Source organism: Bifidobacterium subtile, assembly GCF_000741775.1.
Taxonomy (GTDB): domain Bacteria; phylum Actinomycetota; class Actinomycetes; order Actinomycetales; family Bifidobacteriaceae; genus Bifidobacterium; species Bifidobacterium subtile.
Window position 1 is genome coordinate 427,124 of sequence record NZ_JGZR01000006.1, and the last position, 16,862, is coordinate 443,985.

The following is a 16,862-nucleotide window of genomic DNA, read 5'->3' on the forward strand; positions in this document are numbered from 1 at the left end:
TCGATGCCTGCGCCGCGTCGGTCGAAAACGCAAAAAGGCTAGGAGCCTTGTGGCTCCTAGCCTCTGATGGTAGCGGGATCAGGATTTGAACCTGAGACCTCTGGGTTATGAGCCCAGCGAGCTACCGAGCTGCTCCATCCCGCGTCGGCTGCTTTCAAGCAGCTCTATATACAATAGGTGCGGAATCCTAAAAGTCAAACCGTCGGCGAGTTTCAGCGCCCAGCGAACGACGGGCAAGAGCACCCGGTAAGCGTCCAAATCCCTTTGCGCACAAGGGTTGCGGACACTGCAAACGCCGAATCGACGCGGCGACACGAACAGTATTCAGCACATCGACTGCTGCTTATCCGTGGTCCCGCGATAATAGGGATATGCCTATCAAGATCCCAAGCGGCCTGCCCGCTCGTGACATCCTCGACTCCGAGCGCATCTTCGCGCTCGAGAAGCCCGAGGCCGAACAACAACGCGTGCGTCCGCTGCGGCTTGTGATCCTCAACCTCATGCCCAAGAAGATCGAGACGGAAACCCAGCTGCTACGGCTGATCTCCAAATCCCCGCTGCAGGTGGAAATCGATTTCATGAAGACCTCGACGCATGAAGGCACGCATGTCAGCTCTGACCACCTGGTGAAGTTCTACGAGAACCCGGACGAGTTCGCCGACAACTATTATGACGGTCTGGTCATCACCGGTGCGCCGGTCGAGCATCTCGACTTCGAGCAGGTCGACTACTGGCAGGAGTTCAAGGAGATCGTCGACTGGGCCTCGCGCCATGTGTTCTCGACGATGTATCTGTGCTGGGGCGCGATGGGCGCACTCAACTACCGCTACGGGGTGCGCAAGCAGCTGTTGGACGAGAAGATCTTCGGCGTCTTCCCGCAGTACCTGCAGGACGAGTACTGCTTCCTGACCAACGGCTTCGACGAGATCGCTTTGCAGCCGCATTCGCGTCTCGCCGGGGTCAACGAGGCCGACGTGGCGGCCAATCCCGACCTGCAGGTTTTGACATGGGGGCCGCAATCCGGGCCGGGGCTGATCGCGACGCGCGACTTCTCCGAGGTTTTCGCGCTGGGTCACTGGGAGTATGGCAAGTACACCCTTGCCGAGGAATACAAGCGCGATATGGACAAGGGCATGACAAATGTGCCCTTCCCGCGCAACTACTTCCCCGACGACAACCCGAACGTGGAGCCGCTGTTCTCGTGGCGCGCGCACGCGAATCTGCTGTGGCGCAACTGGCTCAACTGGGTCTACCAGACCACGCCGTACGATCTGCGCGAGGTCCCGCAGCTGCGGGCGGAGAAGCGATTGGGCACCGAGCGCTCGATTCGCCATGCCCCGGGCAGTCCGCGCGCGGACGGCTTCGCACCGTTCGAGGGTCGGCGATATGGCATGGGCGGCGTGGCTCCCGGGCTGGCATGACCACTATTGACCACTATGTGAACCTCATATCGCATGGTATGACCACATAGTGAACGCCATTCGAAAACAGCTCGGATATCGTTGCGGATCCGCTTGATCGCACGTCATTTCACCGACTTGCGCCGGCCATGGCATACGTGTACTGTGGCAGCTGTTGTGAGGGTATGAAGTTACCCTAGGTGTTATGCCTGAATCGCGCCGTGTTCGTAACTACATAAGCGCTGACGACTTCTGCAGGGTTGCAGGAGTCGTGTATGCGCACATCTCCCCACTCTGAAATGCAGTGATAGGAAATGGAATAACAGGAAATGTAACGACAGTAAGGGCGAGTAGGAAGTGTGGAATATGAGCGACATAGCCGATGCGAGCATGGCTTTGCGAATTTCTGTGGGCGCTAACATTCTGCAATCCCGTCCCGCAATCCTGCAGCCTGCGAGCCTCGAACGACATCCACGAGCCACCCATGCAGAAACGCCGTGCGCCACTTGCCTTGCAAGGGTTGCGAGCAATTTACGCATTCGCGTCGTATGATTGCCTGTTATCGACCACACCATGGTCACATATGCGGATTTTCCGCCGACTGCGGCTTGCGTCGCGGCTAGGATGTGACCATGATGCAGGTAACCGGGACGTTACATCGTTTCGGCTGCCGGGTTTAGACTGAAAGCTGTTGCAAGCAGCAGGTTAGGAGGAATGGATGATTGGTGTGAGCGGGGTGGGGATATCACTCGCGGCCGGCTCCTTCCAGGTGCCGAGCGTCGACGAGTTCATGCCCCCCGAAATCCTGTTTCAGGGGACTCCTTTCGCATTGAACCGCATTATCATCGTCCGTCTCATCGCGACGGCCGTGCTGCTGCTGGTGCTGGGCATCACGGCGTCACGGGCCAAGCTCATTCCGGGGCGCTGGCAAGGCGCCGTCGAATGGCTGATCGAGTTCGTGCGTGACAATATCGTCTACCAGATCATGGGCGAGCTGCGCGGCAGGCAGTATGTGCCGATGATTACGACGCTGTTCATGACCATCTTCGTGTTCAATCTGTGTGGCATCATTCCCGGTCTGAACATCGCGGCGACGGCGAGCATCACCATGCCGCTGCTGTTCGCGATATGGGCGTTCGCCCAATATTGGATCGCGGCGGCGAAAGGCAAAGGCTTGGGCAAGTTCCTCAAGGACGAGCTGCTCCCGTCCGGCGTCCCGTGGCCCATCTACATCATCCTGGTGCCGATGCAGCTGCTCGACCTCGTGCTGATCAGGCCCTTCTCGCTCACCATCCGACTTTTCGCAAACATGATCTCCGGGCATATCCTCGTGGCGCTGTGCTTCGCCGCCACGCAGTTCTTCCTCATCGACGCCGCGAACAAGGCGTTCATCGGGCTTGGTGCGGTCACCTTCGTCGGCGGCTTCATCATGACGCTGTTCGAGGCCTTCGTGGCCGCCATCCAGGCGTTCATCTTCGCCACGCTGAGCGCGGTGTACATCAACATGAGCTATCCGGAATGAGTTTCGTCCGGCAATAACCAGCTGTATCGATTTTCCACAATGTGACTTAGTCGAGGACCATAAGAAAGGAAACACAACCATGGATCTCATCACACTCGCCGAGGTTTCCGGCAATCTCAGCACCATCGGCTACGGCCTCGCGGCCATCGGCCCCGGCATCGGCATTGGCATCGTCTTCGGCAAGGCCATCGAGTCCACAGCTCGCCAGCCTGAGCTCGGCGGTCGTATCCAGACCCTGATGTTCATCGGCTTCGGTCTTATCGAGATTCTTGCGCTCCTGGGCTTCATCTCCTTCTTCATCATGAAGTAATCGCAGCTGATCGGTAATGGATCGGCTGTGTGCCGACATGAGTGACACGAAAGGAGGCAGGTATGCGTACTGAAGCTGCCGGAGGCATTGGGCTTTTTCTGCCTGAGACATATGATCTGGTGTGGTCGGCTATCGTGCTGGTCATCATCGCGGTGTTCTTTTACAAGTTCTTCCTGCCGAAATTCCAATCGGTCTTTGACGAACGCGCCAAGAAAATCGAAGGCGGCATCGCCAATGCCGAAAAAGCCCAAAAAGAGGCCGACGAGGCCAAGGACAAGTATGAGGCCCAGCTGAACACCGCACGCGTCGAAGCGGCGAAAATCCGCGACGACGCCCGGGCCGAGGCTTCGCACATCATCGACGACGCCCGCACGAAGGCTGAAGGCGAGGCTGCGCAGATCACGGCCAACGCCCAGCGCTCACTGCAGACGCAGCAGCAGCAGGCGATGGTCAAGCTCAGGGGCGAGGTCGGCACATTGGCGACCGCGCTTGCGGGCAAGATCCTCGGCTCTAAGCTCGCCGATAATTCAGTGCAATCGACCATGCTTGACCAGATGATCGACGATTTGTCGGGTGACGATCGGTGAGCGGAAGTGAGGTGAGTCATGCGTGGTGAAGCTTCACGCCTGGCCGATCGCGAGTCTCGCGACTCGTTTGCGCTGCAGCTGAGCAAAGTCGGCGAGGATACTTGGCGCATCGGCAATGAGCTGTTTACGATCACCGCTTTGCTCGATGGCAACGCGGCGCTCGAGCACGCGCTCACCGAACCTTCGCGTTCCACCGAAGACAAGATGGCGCTGCTGAGCGGGATTCTGGGCGAGCGGGTCCATCCGTTCACGATGACGATCCTCGAGGATCTTGTCAAGCGGCCATGGAGCCGGTCGGCGGACATCGCGGATGCGGTCGAGGATTTCGGCGTGGACGGCATGATGTACTACGCGGATCACACCAACAGCACCGCGCAGGTTTCGATCGAACTCGCCGAGCTGCACTCGGCCCTGATCGACCTGCCGGTGGTGCGTGCGCGCCTGCAGGACACGCGTGCGAATTCCGACGCCCGAGTCAAGCTGCTGCACGACATCCTGGACGGCAGCGGCTTCAACAAGGTCACGCTGCGCCTCGCGGAGCATGCGGCCTGCAACCTGCGCAAACGTCGTTATCTGTCTACCATCCAATGGCTGATCGGCAAATTCTCCCGGCATATGGGGCAATCGCTGATCACGGTCACGACGGCGACGCATTTGAGCGACGAGCAGATCGCGAAGCTGGTCGATGTCTATTCGGCCAAGCTGGGGCGCCCGGTGCATGTCAACGCCGTGGTCGATGCCTCCGTGATCGGCGGCATGCGCATTCAGGTGGGCGAGGAAGTCACCGACAATACGGTGATCGCCCAGTTGCGGCACCTGCAGGACACTGTGAAAGTCGGGGTCTGACAAATGAGACTTACCAGTCAACACAACATCAATAAGGAGTGATCATGGCAGAACTTACCATCGATCCCGCCGCGGTACGCAAGGCGCTCGACGATTTCGTCGAGTCGTACACGCCGTCGGACACACCTACCCAAGAGGTGGGCTATGTGGCCACGGCTGGCGACGGCATTGCGCACGTGGCAGGACTGCCTGGTTGCATGGCGAACGAGCTGCTGACCTTCGAGGACGGCACGCTCGGTCTGGCGATGAACCTCGACGCCAGGGAAATCGGCGTGGTGATTCTCGGCGACTTCGCAGGCATCGAAGAAGGCCAGGAAGTGCGCCGCACCGGCGAAGTGCTTTCCGTGCCGGTCGGCGACGGCTACCTGGGCCGCACGGTCGACCCGCTGGGCAACCCCATCGACGGCCTGGGCGAAATCAAAAGCGAAGGGCGACGCATCCTCGAGGCGCAGGCCCCGGATGTGATGCACCGCCATCCGGTCGAGGAGCCGCTGTCGACGGGCCTGAAGGCCATCGACGCCATGACCCCGGTCGGCCGCGGACAGCGCCAGCTCATCATCGGCGATCGCCAGACCGGCAAGACGGCCATCGCGATCGATACGATCATCAACCAGAAGGACAACTGGAAGACCGGCGACCCCAAGAAGCAGGTGCGCTGCATCTACGTCGCCATCGGTCAGAAGGGCTCGACCATCGCCTCGGTGCGTCAGAGCCTCGAAGAATCCGGCGCGATGGAGTACACGACGATCGTGGCCAGCCCGGCTTCCGATTCCGCAGGCTTCAAGTACATCGCCCCATACACCGGCTCGGCCATCGGCCAGCACTGGATGTACCACGGCAAGCATGTGCTCATCGTCTTCGACGACTTGTCCAAAGAGGCGGAAGCGTATCGCTCGATCTCGCTGCTGCTGCGTCGCCCGCCGGGGCGCGAGGCCTATCCCGGCGACGTGTTCTACCTGCATTCCCGTCTGCTCGAACGCTGCGCCAAGCTTTCCGACGATCTGGGCGGGGGTTCGATGACCGGCCTGCCGATCATCGAGACGAAGGCGAACGACGTGTCCGCCTACATTCCGACCAACGTGATCTCGATCACCGACGGCCAGATCTTCCTGCAGTCCGATCTGTTCAACGCCAACCAGCGCCCGGCTGTCGACGTGGGCATCTCGGTGTCCCGAGTCGGCGGCGCCGCGCAGACCAAGGCCTTGAAGAAGGTTTCCGGCACACTTAAGATCTCGCTGGCGCAGTACCGCTCGCTCGAGTCCTTCGCCATGTTCGCCTCCGATCTGGACGCGGCTTCGAAGGCTCAGCTGACCCGTGGCGCACGCCTGACCGAGCTGCTCAAGCAGCCGCAGTTCTCGCCCTTCTCCATGGAGCGCGAGGTCGTCTCGGTCTGGACCGGCACGCACGGCAAGCTCGACGATCTCGACATCGAAGACGTGCTGCCCTTCGAGAAGGCTTTGCTCGACTATCTCGATCACAACACGGATATCCTGAAGGTCATCCGCGAGACCGAGGACTTCACCGCTGATACGGAGAAGGCGCTGGACAAGGCCATCGACGAATTCCGCACGACCTACGTGACGAAGGCCGGCAAGCCGCTCGTCGAGAAGAAGCCTGACGTCGTCAAGCCGACCGAGGTGGAGCAGGAGCGGTTCGTCGCGGGGGAGAAGAAGTAAGCAATGGCCTCCCAACTTGCATTGAAATCAAGAATCAACTCCACCACGTCGCTTGGCAAGATCTTCAACGCCCAGGAGATGATCGCGTCCTCGCATATCGCGAAGGCGCGCAATGTGGCCCTGAATGCCAAGCCGTACACGGACGCGATTTTCGATGCGGTGCAGGCGCTGGCTGCGCATACCCATATCGACCATCCGATCATGACAACGCATGAGGGCGGCAATGCTCGCGTCGCCGTCCTCGCATTGACCGCCGATCGTGGCATGGCCGGCGCTTACACCTCTTCGATCATTCGCGAGACCGAAGGACTGCTCGCGCGTCTTGACCAGGACGGCAAGGAACCGCAGCTCTACGTCTACGGACGGCGCGGCGTCTCCTACTACAAGTACCGCAACCGCGATGTGGCCGGCACTTGGGAAGGCGACAGCGATCACCCGGGCGTGGAAGTGGCCGAGTCGATTTCGAAGGCTCTGCTGGATGCCTATATGAAGCCCGAAGGCGAGAACGGAGTGAGTGAACTCTACATCGTCTTCACGGAGTTCATCAACATGGTGGTCCAACGGGTTCGCGTGCTGCGCATGCTTCCCGTGGAGCTGGTACGCCCGGCGGTGGACGCTTCCGACGGCATCACGATGTCCGACTTGTCCGAATCCGACGATGTGGACGATTCGGAGGGCGCGGTCTCCCCGCTCTACTCCTTCGAGCCGAGCGTCGACGAGGTGCTGGACGCGATTCTGCCCAAGTACATCCAGTCGCGCATCCATGAATGCCTGCTCACCGCGGCGGCCTCCGAAACCGCAAGCCGGCAGAACGCCATGCATACGGCCACGGATAACGCCAACAATCTGATCGACAGCCTGACCCGCGAGCTCAACGCTTCCCGCCAAGCGGCCATCACCCAAGAACTTACCGAAATCATCGGCAGCGCCGACGCGCTGAACAAAGAGGAAGAGTAGGAACGCATATGGCTGATAACCAGACCACAGCGGCTCCCGAGGAGACGGCGCAAGAGCCGAGCGCGGGGCGCATCACGCGCGTCACGGGTTCGGTCATCGACGTCGAGTTCCCGGTCGGCCACCTGCCCGATATCTACAATGCCCTGAAGGCCGAGATCAGCGGTGTCGGCCACACCGAGGGCAACACCGCCACGCACATCACGTTGGAGGTGGAGCAACAAATCGGCGACTCGACAGTCCGCACGGTGGCGCTCAAGCCTACTGACGGCTTGGTGCGCGGCTCGAAGGTCATCGACACCGGCGGCCCCATCAAGGTGCCGGTCGGCGACGTGACCAAGGGCCACGTGTTCGATGTCTCGGGCAACATCCTGAACAAGAAGGATGACGAAGTCGCCGAGATCACGGAACGCTGGCCTATCCACCGCAATCCGCCGGCCTTTGATCAGCTCGAATCGCGCACCCAGATGTTCGAGACGGGCATCAAGGTCATTGACCTGCTCACCCCGTACGTGCAGGGCGGCAAGATCGGCCTGTTCGGCGGTGCTGGCGTGGGCAAGACCGTGCTCATCCAGGAGATGATCCAGCGCGTGGCGCAGAACCACGGCGGCGTCTCCGTGTTCGCCGGCGTCGGCGAGCGTACCCGTGAGGGCAACGATCTGATCGGCGAAATGCAGGAGGCCGGCGTCCTGGAGAAGACCGCGCTGGTCTTCGGCCAGATGGACGAGCCGCCGGGAACGCGTCTGCGCGTGCCGCTGACCGCGTTGACGATGGCCGAGTACTTCCGCGACGTGCAGAATCAGGATGTGCTGCTCTTCATCGACAACATCTTCCGCTTCACGCAGGCCGGCTCCGAGGTCTCCACGCTGCTGGGCCGTATGCCTTCCGCCGTGGGCTACCAGCCGAACCTGGCCGACGAGATGGGCTCCCTGCAGGAGCGCATCACCTCGACCCGTGGCCACTCGATCACCTCGCTGCAGGCCATCTACGTGCCCGCCGACGATTACACCGACCCGGCCCCGGCTACGACCTTCGCCCACTTGGACGCCACCACCGAGCTGTCTCGCGACATCGCCTCGAAGGGCATCTACCCGGCCGTCGACCCGCTGGGCTCCACCTCGCGCATTCTCGATCCGCGCTACGTGGGCCAGGCGCACTACGACTGCGCGAACCGCGTCAAGGCGATTCTGCAGCGCAACAAGGAGCTGCAGGACATCATCGCCCTGATCGGCATCGACGAGCTGGGCGAGGAAGACAAGACCATTGTGAACCGCGCGCGCAAGATCGAGCAGTTCCTTGGCCAGAACTTCTACGTGGCCGAGAAGTTCACCGGCCGCGAGGGCTCCTACGTGCCGGCCGACGAGACCATCGAAGCCTTCACCCGCATCTGCGACGGCGTGTACGACGACGTCTCCGAGCAGGCGTTCTCCGGCATCGGCGGCATCGATGACCTTGAGAAGAAGTGGCACGACATGAAGCAGGAATTCGGTGCGTGATGGCCGATAAGAAACTCCTGCAGGTCAATATGGTTGCGGCCGACCACCCCGTGTGGTCGGGCACGGCGACCTCGGTGACCATCCCTGGCTCCGAAGGCCAGATGGGCATCCTGCCCGATCATGAGCCGCTGCTCTCGATCATCAAGGGCGGCACCGTGAGCGTCGTGGACCCCAGCGGCGAACGGCACTCGTTTGTGGTCGCCGACGGATTCATCTCCTTCGACTCGAACAAGCTGACGATTGCGGTCGAACGCGGCCGGGACGTAGTCAGAACCTCCGGAGTCGACTGAGCGCTATTTCGTTTCGTCCCATAGAATGTGGCCCGCAGCACGTGAATTCGTGCCGCGGGCCACATTCTGGTTGTACCGGGGTAGTCTGGCCGGTCGGCCGACTGCCACACGTGCGACACACCCGAGGTCTCATACACAAGTCGGGTATTTGCCGTTTTGCATGGCGGAATTGCAACGCTCGAAAACGCTAACCCGCGACTTGTGTATGAGGGATGGCGGGTTTCGCGCCCTATTCGCTCGACTGTGCTTATTCGCTAGACACAGCGTCGAGCACGGGCTTCTTCAACGCACGGCTCGCGGGCGAGACGCTGGCGATGAGGCCGACCACCACGGCGAGCACGAGGAAGATGACGAGCTGGCTCCACGGTATGCTCAGTTTCTCCAAGCCGCTGCTCGCATAGACGGAGCGAATCATGGCTCCGGCGCCTACGCCAATCACCAGTCCCAGCAGCGTGCCGAACACGGAGATGATCACGGCTTCGATGGCCAGCATGCCGCGGACCTGCCCGCGCGAAGTGCCGATCGCACGCAGCAGCCCGATCTCCTTGGTCCGTTCGGAGACGCTGAGGGCCAACGTGTTCACAATGCCGAAGATCGCGATGATAATCGACAGCGCGAGCAGCGCGTAGAGAATCACCAGAATCTGGTCGACCATCGAGCTCGTCGAGGATTTGTATTCGTCATGGTCCATGACGGTGACCACGTAATAGGGCTTGACGGCCTTGAGCAGGCGCTCGTGAAGCGCGGCAAGATCTTGGCCGGGTTTGGCGATCACAAAGAGCTGGCGCACGATCTGCATCTGGCTGTCGGAGAGCTCGTCCGCAAGCTTGTCGCTCATGTAGATGCCTCCGGCATAGGCCGAGTTGGTGACGAGGGCACCGACCTTGACCCGCTGCTCCTTGGTGACGCTTTTGGTTTTCACCAGTGTAGTCGGGTCGACGTTCTTCGCATCATCCATGATCTGCTGTGCGCCCGCCGCGTCCCCGGCCGCCATGCGCTGCTGGACCTGTGCCTGCGTCTGAGCCTGGTAATCGGCCTGAGCCTGCTTGGTGGCCTCCTCGTCGATGACCGTGCTGGTGGCCGAGACGGTTATGGTGTCGCCGACCTTCCAGTTATTGTCGTTGGCGATGTTCTTGGCCACGACGAGCTTGCCCGAGGCGATCGCCTGCTCGGCGTTGCCGCCCGTTGTGGTGGCGGCGAACACTTCGGAGAACATCGAGGCGGGTGAGGCGGTGCTCATGGCCGAGTCGATGGATTTGCCGTTGTATTTGACTCCCATCACCAAGCGCGTCGCGATAGTCGACTTCACGCCGCTGGTTGCGTCGATCGCGTCGATGGCACCTTGCGGCAGCCTGCCGTATGAGGCCGAGCTGACGGCATAATCCGCCTTCAGCCCCGTGTCGATGATGTCGGCTACGGAAGCTTTGGCGGAGGCCGCCACGACGCCGAGACAGCTGACGATCGCGACGCCGACGAACAGCGCGGCGGCCGTGTTGGCGGTGCGGCGCCTGGAACGCGAAAGATTGCGCGTGGCGAGTTTGCCGGTCACGGGGAAGATGCGCGAAGGCAGCCATCCCAGCGCCAAGCCGGCCGGGCTGACCAGCGCGGGGCCCAGCACGATGGCGCCGATGATCAGCAGCGCCGCGCCGGCTCCCAACGGATATCCCGTATTGATATCGTTGACCGTCTTCCATGGCGTAGGGCCGTTGCCGTCCGCCATGGCGAGCGCCTGCGTGAATGCCCAGCAGGCGATGCCGAGCGCGCACATCACGGTGCCGATAATGCCGCGCGGCGTCACTGACTTTTCAGGATTGACCGTTTCGTTCATCGCCTGAATGGGCGGCGCGAGGGCCGCGTCGCGTGCCGGGATGGCCGCGCCGAGCAGCGAGACGATCAGCCCGACCGCGATGCCTACCGCGATGGCGGTCGCAGTGGGGTTGCTCTGCCCGCTCAGCGGCGTGCCGATCTGCTCAAGTCCGACGACGATGAGCTTGATGATGCCCCAGCCCAAGCCGATGCCGATGCCGGAGCCCACGATTCCCAAGATCACCGCCTGAATGATCACGGTGGAGAACACTTGCCGTGGCGATGCTCCGACAGAGCGCAGCAAGGCATAGCCGCGCATCGATTCGCGCACGATCATGGCGAAGGTGTTCGCGATGATGAAGGAGCCCACGAACAGCGCGATGATGGCGAAGATCAGGATAAGCGGCTGGATGAAGCCCATGGCGTCCTGAATGGATTTCGTCGCATCCTCACGCACCTCGTCGCCGGTGACGGCGTGCGCACGCGAGCTAACGGGAAGCGCCTTGTTGATGCGGTCGGCCAGTTGCTGCTGGTCCTGATGGCTCAGCGGATTTGAGGCGTCGCCGTACACGCCGATAAGCGCCGACGTATTGGGATCGGGCGCTGTCGCGGCGTAATAGTGACTGGCCACTGACGGGTCGACCCCGATGATGATCGCGCCCGCCTGGCTCGTCTGCGTGGCGAAGATGCCGGAGATCGTGACTTTCCTCGGACCGTCTTCATACACGATGGTGGTGGAGTCTCCCACCTTCAGCTTCGCCTTGTCGGCGGCGAACTGATGCAGCGCGATTTCGTCCTCGCCTTTCGGGTAGCCGCCGGAAGTGAAATGCGCCGAACGCCAAGGCTCGCTGCTGCTCATGCCGATGGCGATCGTGGGCGCTCCCATGGTCGAGACGGCGTTGCCGGCGTGATCCACCAGCACAGTGCCCGAAATCGTGGCGGTGGCGCTCGCAGAGGAGACGCCGGAGACCTTTGCGATGGTGTTGGTCAGGCTGTTGTCGATCTGGTTGTAGTTTTCGCCGGAGGACGAGCCGTCCATCGACATGGGGCTGTCGCTTTTGGCCTTGTCGATGCCACGCACATACACGTCATGGTCGGAGTTGGTCGCCATCATGGTGGAGACCTGGGTGTTGAGCATCTCGCGGAAGCAGAATGAGCCGACTACGAAGGCCACGCCGAGGGCGATGGCGATGATCGACATGATGAAGCGGCCGAAATGGCTCCTGGCGTCGCGCAGTCCGATTCGAATCATAGGGAGGCCTCGCTGGAGTCGGTGGGCTGGGTGGATGGGGTGGTCGCGGTTTCCGTTTGTTCAGTGGCGTCTTGTCCAGCCTGCTTGACTGCGTCTGGCTGATTATTGTCGTTTCCTTCGGCGGCACCGTGTTGTTCGTCGTTTCCTTCGGCAGCGCTGCGTTGATTGTCTCCGCCCTCGGCGGCCCTGTGCTGTTCGTCGCCGCCCTCGGCGGCGAACACCTGAAGAATCTGCTCGTAGGTGGGCTCGTGCATATCCTGGGTGATCTGGCCGTCGGCGAGCACGAGCACGCGGTTCGCGTAGGAGGCGGCACGTGGATCATGGGTCACCATCACGATGCTCTGGCCGTAGTCGCGCACGGAATCGCGCAGAAAGCTCAGCACTTCGCGGCTCGAGCGCGAATCGAGGTTGCCGGTGGGCTCGTCGGCGAAGATGACGGAGGGCCGGGCCATCATGGCGCGGGCGCAGGCCACGCGCTGCTGCTGCCCGCCGGAGAGCTGGCTGGGCCGGTGCCCCAGGCGCTGCTCCAATCCGACGACCTTGACGATCTGGTCGAACCATGCGCGGTCGATCGGCTTGCGCGAAATCTGCAGCGGGAGCAGGATATTCTCCTCCGCGGTCAGGGTCGGCACCAGATTGAACGACTGAAAGATGAAGCCGATCTCCTTGCGGCGCAGATCGGTGAGCTGGCGCTGATTCATGGCCGAGACTTCCAGTCCCTCCACGAAGACCTGCCCGGATGTGGGCGTGTCCAAGCCTGCCATGCAATGCATCAGCGTCGACTTGCCCGATCCCGAAGGGCCCATGATCGCAGTCATCTGGCCGCGTCCGAATTCCACATTCACATGGTCGAGCGCGGTGACGATGGCATCCTTGGTCCCGTAGGTTTTGCTCAGATCGGCGGCGTAGGCCACAACGCCGTCATCGGTGTGCGCATCGGTCGTAGCGATGCTGCTTGCATCGCGTGCAGTGCCCGTAGCGGGTGACGTATTCGTGCTGGTTGATATTTTCGCCGAGTGCCGTGCCATGATGTCCATTCGTGAGAAGTGCCGTGTGACTGTGCTGGTTGCCGCGTTAACCGTGGAATACCGTGCTGTGTTGTTGGAATGCTGTATTGCCTTACATTAAATGCCATTATCGCGCGATATTTTGTGCTGATGCCGTGTTGACGGCATTGGGTCGTGATGACTCAGGTCCCAGTCTAGCGGAGGGGTGCTGCAAAGTGTCTGTGAAATACGGCGGTCATGAAACGCGGTGTCTGAGGACATATCCGCGCTCGCGAATAGCCGAAACCGGCGCGCCTGCATGCGAGGCCGATTGCGCGTCGACGCCCAGCCGGCTTGCTAGAGTGGGATGTCGTGCGAATCATAGTTGCTGACTGCCAGGCCAAATACTCCGGCCGTTTGAACGCCTCGCTGCCGCTGGCCAGGCGAGTCCTGCTCATCAAGGCGGACAACAGCGTGCTGATATTCTCGGAGATCGGCTCCTACAAGCCGCTCAACTGGATGGCGGCCCCGTGCAGCATCAAGGAGATCGAGCCTACTGACGCCGACGACGATGTGGACACTGACATTCCGGAGAAGATTCTGCGGGTGTGCGCCGACAAGTCAAGCGATATCCTGGAAATCAATCTGCAGCATATCTACTCCGACGAGGCCTATGAGCTGGGCGCGGATCCGGGGCTGGTCAAGGACGGCGTCGAGGATCACCTGCAGCGCTACCTGGCCGAGCAGATCGAGCGCATCGGCGAAGGCGCGAAGCTGGTCCGGCGCGAATACCCGACGGCGATCGGCCCGGTGGACATCATGGCGGTGGACGCGAACGGAGAGCATGTCGCCATCGAGATCAAGCGGCATGGCGGCATCGACGGCGTCGAGCAGCTGACGCGCTACTGCAAGCTGCTCAACCGCGACCCGCTGCTGACTCCGGTGCACGGCATCTTCGCCGCGCAGACTATAACCCCGCAGGCGCGGACGCTGGCCGAGGACCGCGGATTCGCCTGCATGATCCTGGATTATGACGAGATGAAAGGCTCGGAGGACGGCAGCCTGCGCCTGTTCTGAATTGTATTAGGCACATTTGGAGTCGGAGCGCCGATTCAAGCTCTTCGTGTCCTAAGCAGTGATTCACAGAAATGGCGGAATTCCGCCAAAACGCCACACGATGGTTTTGGCGGATACTTTGCGAAGTGCCTAATTGACGAAAAAAATGCTGACATACATGACAAATCTGGGTCGCAGAGGCGGCATGTAGTGGGTATGGAACGCGTGAAAACGAGTTGGGCCTGATCATAATGATCAGGCCCAACTCGTTTTCACCCGTCAGCCTCGATCAGCCGGCGTAGAGGATGTCGACGACGAAGTACAGCGTCGCATTCGCCGGGATCTTGCCGGTGGCCTTGTCGCCATAGCCTTCGCTCGGCGGCACGACCAGCAGCACCTGCGAGCCGACCTTCTGCCCGGTCAGCCCCTTCTTCCAACCGGAGACGACTTGGCTCAGCGAGAAGTCGGAGGGTGCGCCGCGGTCCCACGAGGAATCGAACTGGATAAGCTTGCCGGAGGAATCCAGCGTCCAGCCGGTGTAGTTCGCGGTGACGGTGTCATTCTCCGTGACGGTGCGGCCCTTGCCCACGATGAGCGGCTGCGTGACCAGCGTGTCGCCCGGCTTATAGCCTCCCAGATCCAGCGAAGGCTTGCCTTTGGCATCCAAGGTGACCTTCGGCAGTCCGGCGGGAATGTCCGTGACTTTGGATCCCTCTGCGCGCGTCAGGGCCTTCGACTTGGAAATGAACGTCAGCGCCATGATGTACGAACTGCCTTGGTCATTGACGCCGAAGGCGATGGTGGCGTTGATCTTCTGACCTTTGATGAGCTGGTAATACGCGGGATCCATGCCGCTTTTGGTCACATTCATCGAGCAGTCAGGGGTGTTCTTGGTCCAGGAGTTCGCCATCTGCGAGCCGTCCTTGGCGCTGAGCGCGATGCCCTGTGCGCAGACGTGATCGCCCTCTTCGATGGTGGCTCCATTGCCTTTCTGCAGTACGGCGTAGGCCTTGTTCTCCACGGTCATCGGGGTGTGGAAGGAGACCTTGGGCTCCTTGCCGGGCTCGCCGCTCGCGGTGACGCCGGCAAGCTGATTCATGCCGGCCAGCGCCGAAGACGAAGCAGACGCCGACGAGGATGCGGCGCTGGACGAGGACTGCTGCGAGGCGCTGGACCCGCCGCATGCGGCGAGCGAAATGCACAGCCCCAGCGAGCACATGGCCACAGCGGCCCGGGAGACGAGGGAGCGATTGAAAGTAGTACGCATGGCACACCACACTACCGTTCAACCTTGATTTATTCCCGCTCTCACGCAATATTATGGTGGGAGCCTGTAGAATGGCCTTGTTATGACATCTGCACAGAAAAAGCGCGAAGAGCCGTCAAGCGTGAAGCGGCCCTCCAAACACGCCATAATCATGCGCGGAGTCGTCGCGCCCATCCTCGGTCTGCTTGCCATTGCGAGCATCGTGCTGGGGTATATGAACGCGACGGTCTGGAAGCCCAGCTCCGAAATTACGGCCAAGACGACGATTTCCCATGCGCGATACCTTGTGACCGATCCCGGCGTGCTGCAGCTGATCGACACGCAGTCGCATCTCAAAGTCGATGCCAAGGGGCCGAACACGACCGTATGCGTGGCGCTCGGCAGCGCCAAGGACGTGGCTGGATGGGTCGCCGGCAACGCCTATACCCGGGTCAGCGGATTGGATAATTGGACGACGCTGGCCACGCAGCAGGCCAAAGTGCAAGGCACGCAGAGCGCTGGCGGCAATGGCGATGAGGTCGCCTTCCAGGATTCCGACATGTGGAGCGCCGCGCGATGCGGCAACTCGAACGTCACGCTGGACATCGGCAAGAAGGACGCCAATTCGATTGCGCTGATCGACTTGGGCGAGAGCTCCCCGGAAGCCACGCTTTCGCTGCATTGGATCAGGCATACGCTTCCCGATTTTGCGATGCCGTTGTACTTTGTGGGCGGTCTGCTGCTGGTGATGATGGTGCTGACGGCTTCGATCTTCGCGATGCCGCCGCGCAAACGGCGCAAGCGCATGGTCGTCAGCGAGCCGATTCGCGCTCATGAGGAAGTAGCCATCAGCGAGGCGCTGACCGGCAGCCTGCGCGGCCTGACGACCGCAGTGCGCATCAAGCCCAGCGGCGGGAAACGGCGCAGGCACGCAGCCCACCGGGCTGGAGCCGGAACGCAGGAAGCGGGCAGCAAGCCGGCTCAAAACACTCAGGCAACGACCCGGACTGATGCGCAAGGACCCACGATTATCGACCCCACGTCGCGCAACATGGTCGCCGACGAGCAGGGTTCCGCTTCGTCCGCCTCTTCGGCGTCGGTCGCGGTCGGCGGCGAGGCGTTCGCGGATTCCGGCGAAGAGACCTCGGTTATCACCCCCGACGAGCTGCAGGCGTATTTCGCGCGGCTTTCGCAGGAGATCTCCTTGCCTGATCAGTCTCAAGGCATCGCCGGTGCAGATGATGCCACGGCTATCGATCTGGATGCTGTCGAAGAGGCTGCTTCGGCGCATGAGCGCGGCGAGCATGACGATCGGTCGGCTGTCGATATCGCCAATGCGCAGAACGGCGGCACTGACGACAACGGCGGCATTGCCAACGCTGACGATGGGGATGCCGGCGACTTTGCGCAGGAAGGCGACGACTCGGAAGAGCCG

13 protein-coding genes, 1 tRNA gene and 1 pseudogene are annotated in these 16,862 nt (G+C 61.5%); 11 read left to right on the top strand and 4 right to left on the bottom strand.

Annotated elements, in window-relative coordinates:
* Positions 1 to 67: 67 nt before the first annotated feature.
* Positions 68 to 144 (bottom strand) — tRNA-Met (locus BISU_RS06200).
* Between the two features lie 227 nt (positions 145 to 371).
* On the opposite strand from BISU_RS06200, the gene BISU_RS06205 reads away from it, so the two are divergent.
* The 9 genes from BISU_RS06205 (at position 372) to BISU_RS06245 (ending at position 9,081) form a co-directional block, all read left to right on the top strand.
* Positions 372 to 1,421, top strand: a complete 1,050-nt coding sequence (locus BISU_RS06205; protein ID WP_024463160.1) for a homoserine O-succinyltransferase — start codon at positions 372 to 374, stop codon at positions 1,419 to 1,421.
* A 697-nt stretch (positions 1,422 to 2,118) separates the two neighbouring features.
* Complete coding sequence (gene atpB, locus BISU_RS06210) at positions 2,119 to 2,922, top strand: F0F1 ATP synthase subunit A (protein ID WP_024463161.1); 804 nt, start codon at positions 2,119 to 2,121, stop codon at positions 2,920 to 2,922.
* A 79-nt stretch (positions 2,923 to 3,001) separates the two neighbouring features.
* Positions 3,002 to 3,232, top strand: coding sequence for an ATP synthase F0 subunit C (gene atpE, locus BISU_RS06215; RefSeq protein WP_024463162.1), 231 nt, complete (start codon positions 3,002 to 3,004; stop codon positions 3,230 to 3,232).
* Between the two features lie 62 nt (positions 3,233 to 3,294).
* A complete protein-coding gene (locus BISU_RS06220; RefSeq protein WP_024463163.1) occupies positions 3,295 to 3,819 on the top strand; it encodes a F0F1 ATP synthase subunit B in 525 nt (174 codons plus the stop codon).
* An 18-nt stretch (positions 3,820 to 3,837) separates the two neighbouring features.
* The gene (locus tag BISU_RS06225; protein ID WP_024463164.1) at positions 3,838 to 4,665 is read left to right on the top strand and encodes a F0F1 ATP synthase subunit delta; all 828 of its coding nucleotides are present in this window, start codon (positions 3,838 to 3,840) and stop codon (positions 4,663 to 4,665) included.
* Between the two features lie 44 nt (positions 4,666 to 4,709).
* A complete protein-coding gene (gene atpA, locus BISU_RS06230) occupies positions 4,710 to 6,341 on the top strand; it encodes a F0F1 ATP synthase subunit alpha (RefSeq protein WP_024463165.1) in 1,632 nt (543 codons plus the stop codon).
* Positions 6,342 to 6,344: 3 nt separating this feature from the next.
* A complete protein-coding gene (locus tag BISU_RS06235; protein WP_024463166.1) occupies positions 6,345 to 7,298 on the top strand; it encodes a F0F1 ATP synthase subunit gamma in 954 nt (317 codons plus the stop codon).
* An 8-nt stretch (positions 7,299 to 7,306) separates the two neighbouring features.
* The gene (gene atpD / locus BISU_RS06240) at positions 7,307 to 8,791 is read left to right on the top strand and encodes a F0F1 ATP synthase subunit beta (RefSeq protein ID WP_024463167.1); all 1,485 of its coding nucleotides are present in this window, start codon (positions 7,307 to 7,309) and stop codon (positions 8,789 to 8,791) included.
* Positions 8,791 to 9,081: a F0F1 ATP synthase subunit epsilon gene (locus BISU_RS06245; RefSeq protein ID WP_033502617.1), complete on the top strand. Its 291-nt coding sequence runs from the start codon at positions 8,791 to 8,793 to the stop codon at positions 9,079 to 9,081. The genes atpD and BISU_RS06245 overlap by 1 nt, the downstream gene beginning before the upstream one ends.
* 247 nt (positions 9,082 to 9,328) lie before the next feature.
* Here BISU_RS06245 and BISU_RS06250 read toward each other — a convergent pair whose 3' ends face one another.
* Both BISU_RS06250 and BISU_RS06255 read right to left on the bottom strand, forming a co-directional pair.
* Entirely contained in the window at positions 9,329 to 12,139 is a 2,811-nt protein-coding gene (locus BISU_RS06250) for an ABC transporter permease (protein WP_024463169.1), read from the bottom strand.
* The gene (locus BISU_RS06255; RefSeq protein WP_226839191.1) at positions 12,136 to 13,089 is read right to left on the bottom strand and encodes an ABC transporter ATP-binding protein; all 954 of its coding nucleotides are present in this window, start codon (positions 13,087 to 13,089) and stop codon (positions 12,136 to 12,138) included. Before BISU_RS06255 ends, BISU_RS06250 begins: the two co-directional genes overlap by 4 nt.
* Positions 13,090 to 13,497: 408 nt before the next feature.
* Between BISU_RS06255 and nucS the strand changes: the two genes are divergently transcribed.
* Complete coding sequence (nucS, locus tag BISU_RS06260; RefSeq protein WP_024463171.1) at positions 13,498 to 14,202, top strand: endonuclease NucS; 705 nt, start codon at positions 13,498 to 13,500, stop codon at positions 14,200 to 14,202.
* Positions 14,203 to 14,470: 268 nt separating this feature from the next.
* Here the strand turns inward: nucS and BISU_RS06265 are convergent, their stop codons facing one another.
* The gene (locus tag BISU_RS06265) at positions 14,471 to 15,448 is read right to left on the bottom strand and encodes an FKBP-type peptidyl-prolyl cis-trans isomerase (RefSeq protein WP_024463172.1); all 978 of its coding nucleotides are present in this window, start codon (positions 15,446 to 15,448) and stop codon (positions 14,471 to 14,473) included.
* A gap of 82 nt (positions 15,449 to 15,530) precedes the next feature.
* Here BISU_RS06265 and BISU_RS06270 point away from each other — a divergent pair.
* Positions 15,531 to 16,646: pseudogene (locus BISU_RS06270) on the top strand (hypothetical protein); the annotation flags it as partial.
* Positions 16,647 to 16,862 lie beyond the last annotated feature (216 nt).

Excerpts from the sequence above, each read along its gene's own strand:
- BISU_RS06205 (WP_024463160.1), top strand. The coding sequence starts at position 372 with ATGCCTATCAAGATCCCAAGCGGCCTGCCCGCTCGTGACATCCTCGAC.
- atpB (WP_024463161.1), top strand. The coding sequence starts at position 2,119 with ATGATTGGTGTGAGCGGGGTGGGGATATCACTCGCGGCCGGCTCCTTC.
- atpE (WP_024463162.1), top strand. The coding sequence starts at position 3,002 with ATGGATCTCATCACACTCGCCGAGGTTTCCGGCAATCTCAGCACCATC.
- BISU_RS06220 (WP_024463163.1), top strand. The coding sequence starts at position 3,295 with ATGCGTACTGAAGCTGCCGGAGGCATTGGGCTTTTTCTGCCTGAGACA.
- BISU_RS06225 (WP_024463164.1), top strand. The coding sequence starts at position 3,838 with ATGCGTGGTGAAGCTTCACGCCTGGCCGATCGCGAGTCTCGCGACTCG.
- atpA (WP_024463165.1), top strand. The coding sequence starts at position 4,710 with ATGGCAGAACTTACCATCGATCCCGCCGCGGTACGCAAGGCGCTCGAC.
- BISU_RS06235 (WP_024463166.1), top strand. The coding sequence starts at position 6,345 with ATGGCCTCCCAACTTGCATTGAAATCAAGAATCAACTCCACCACGTCG.
- atpD (WP_024463167.1), top strand. The coding sequence starts at position 7,307 with ATGGCTGATAACCAGACCACAGCGGCTCCCGAGGAGACGGCGCAAGAG.
- BISU_RS06245 (WP_033502617.1), top strand. The coding sequence starts at position 8,791 with ATGGCCGATAAGAAACTCCTGCAGGTCAATATGGTTGCGGCCGACCAC.
- BISU_RS06250 (WP_024463169.1), bottom strand. The coding sequence starts at position 12,139 with ATGATTCGAATCGGACTGCGCGACGCCAGGAGCCATTTCGGCCGCTTC.
- BISU_RS06265 (WP_024463172.1), bottom strand. The coding sequence starts at position 15,448 with ATGCGTACTACTTTCAATCGCTCCCTCGTCTCCCGGGCCGCTGTGGCC.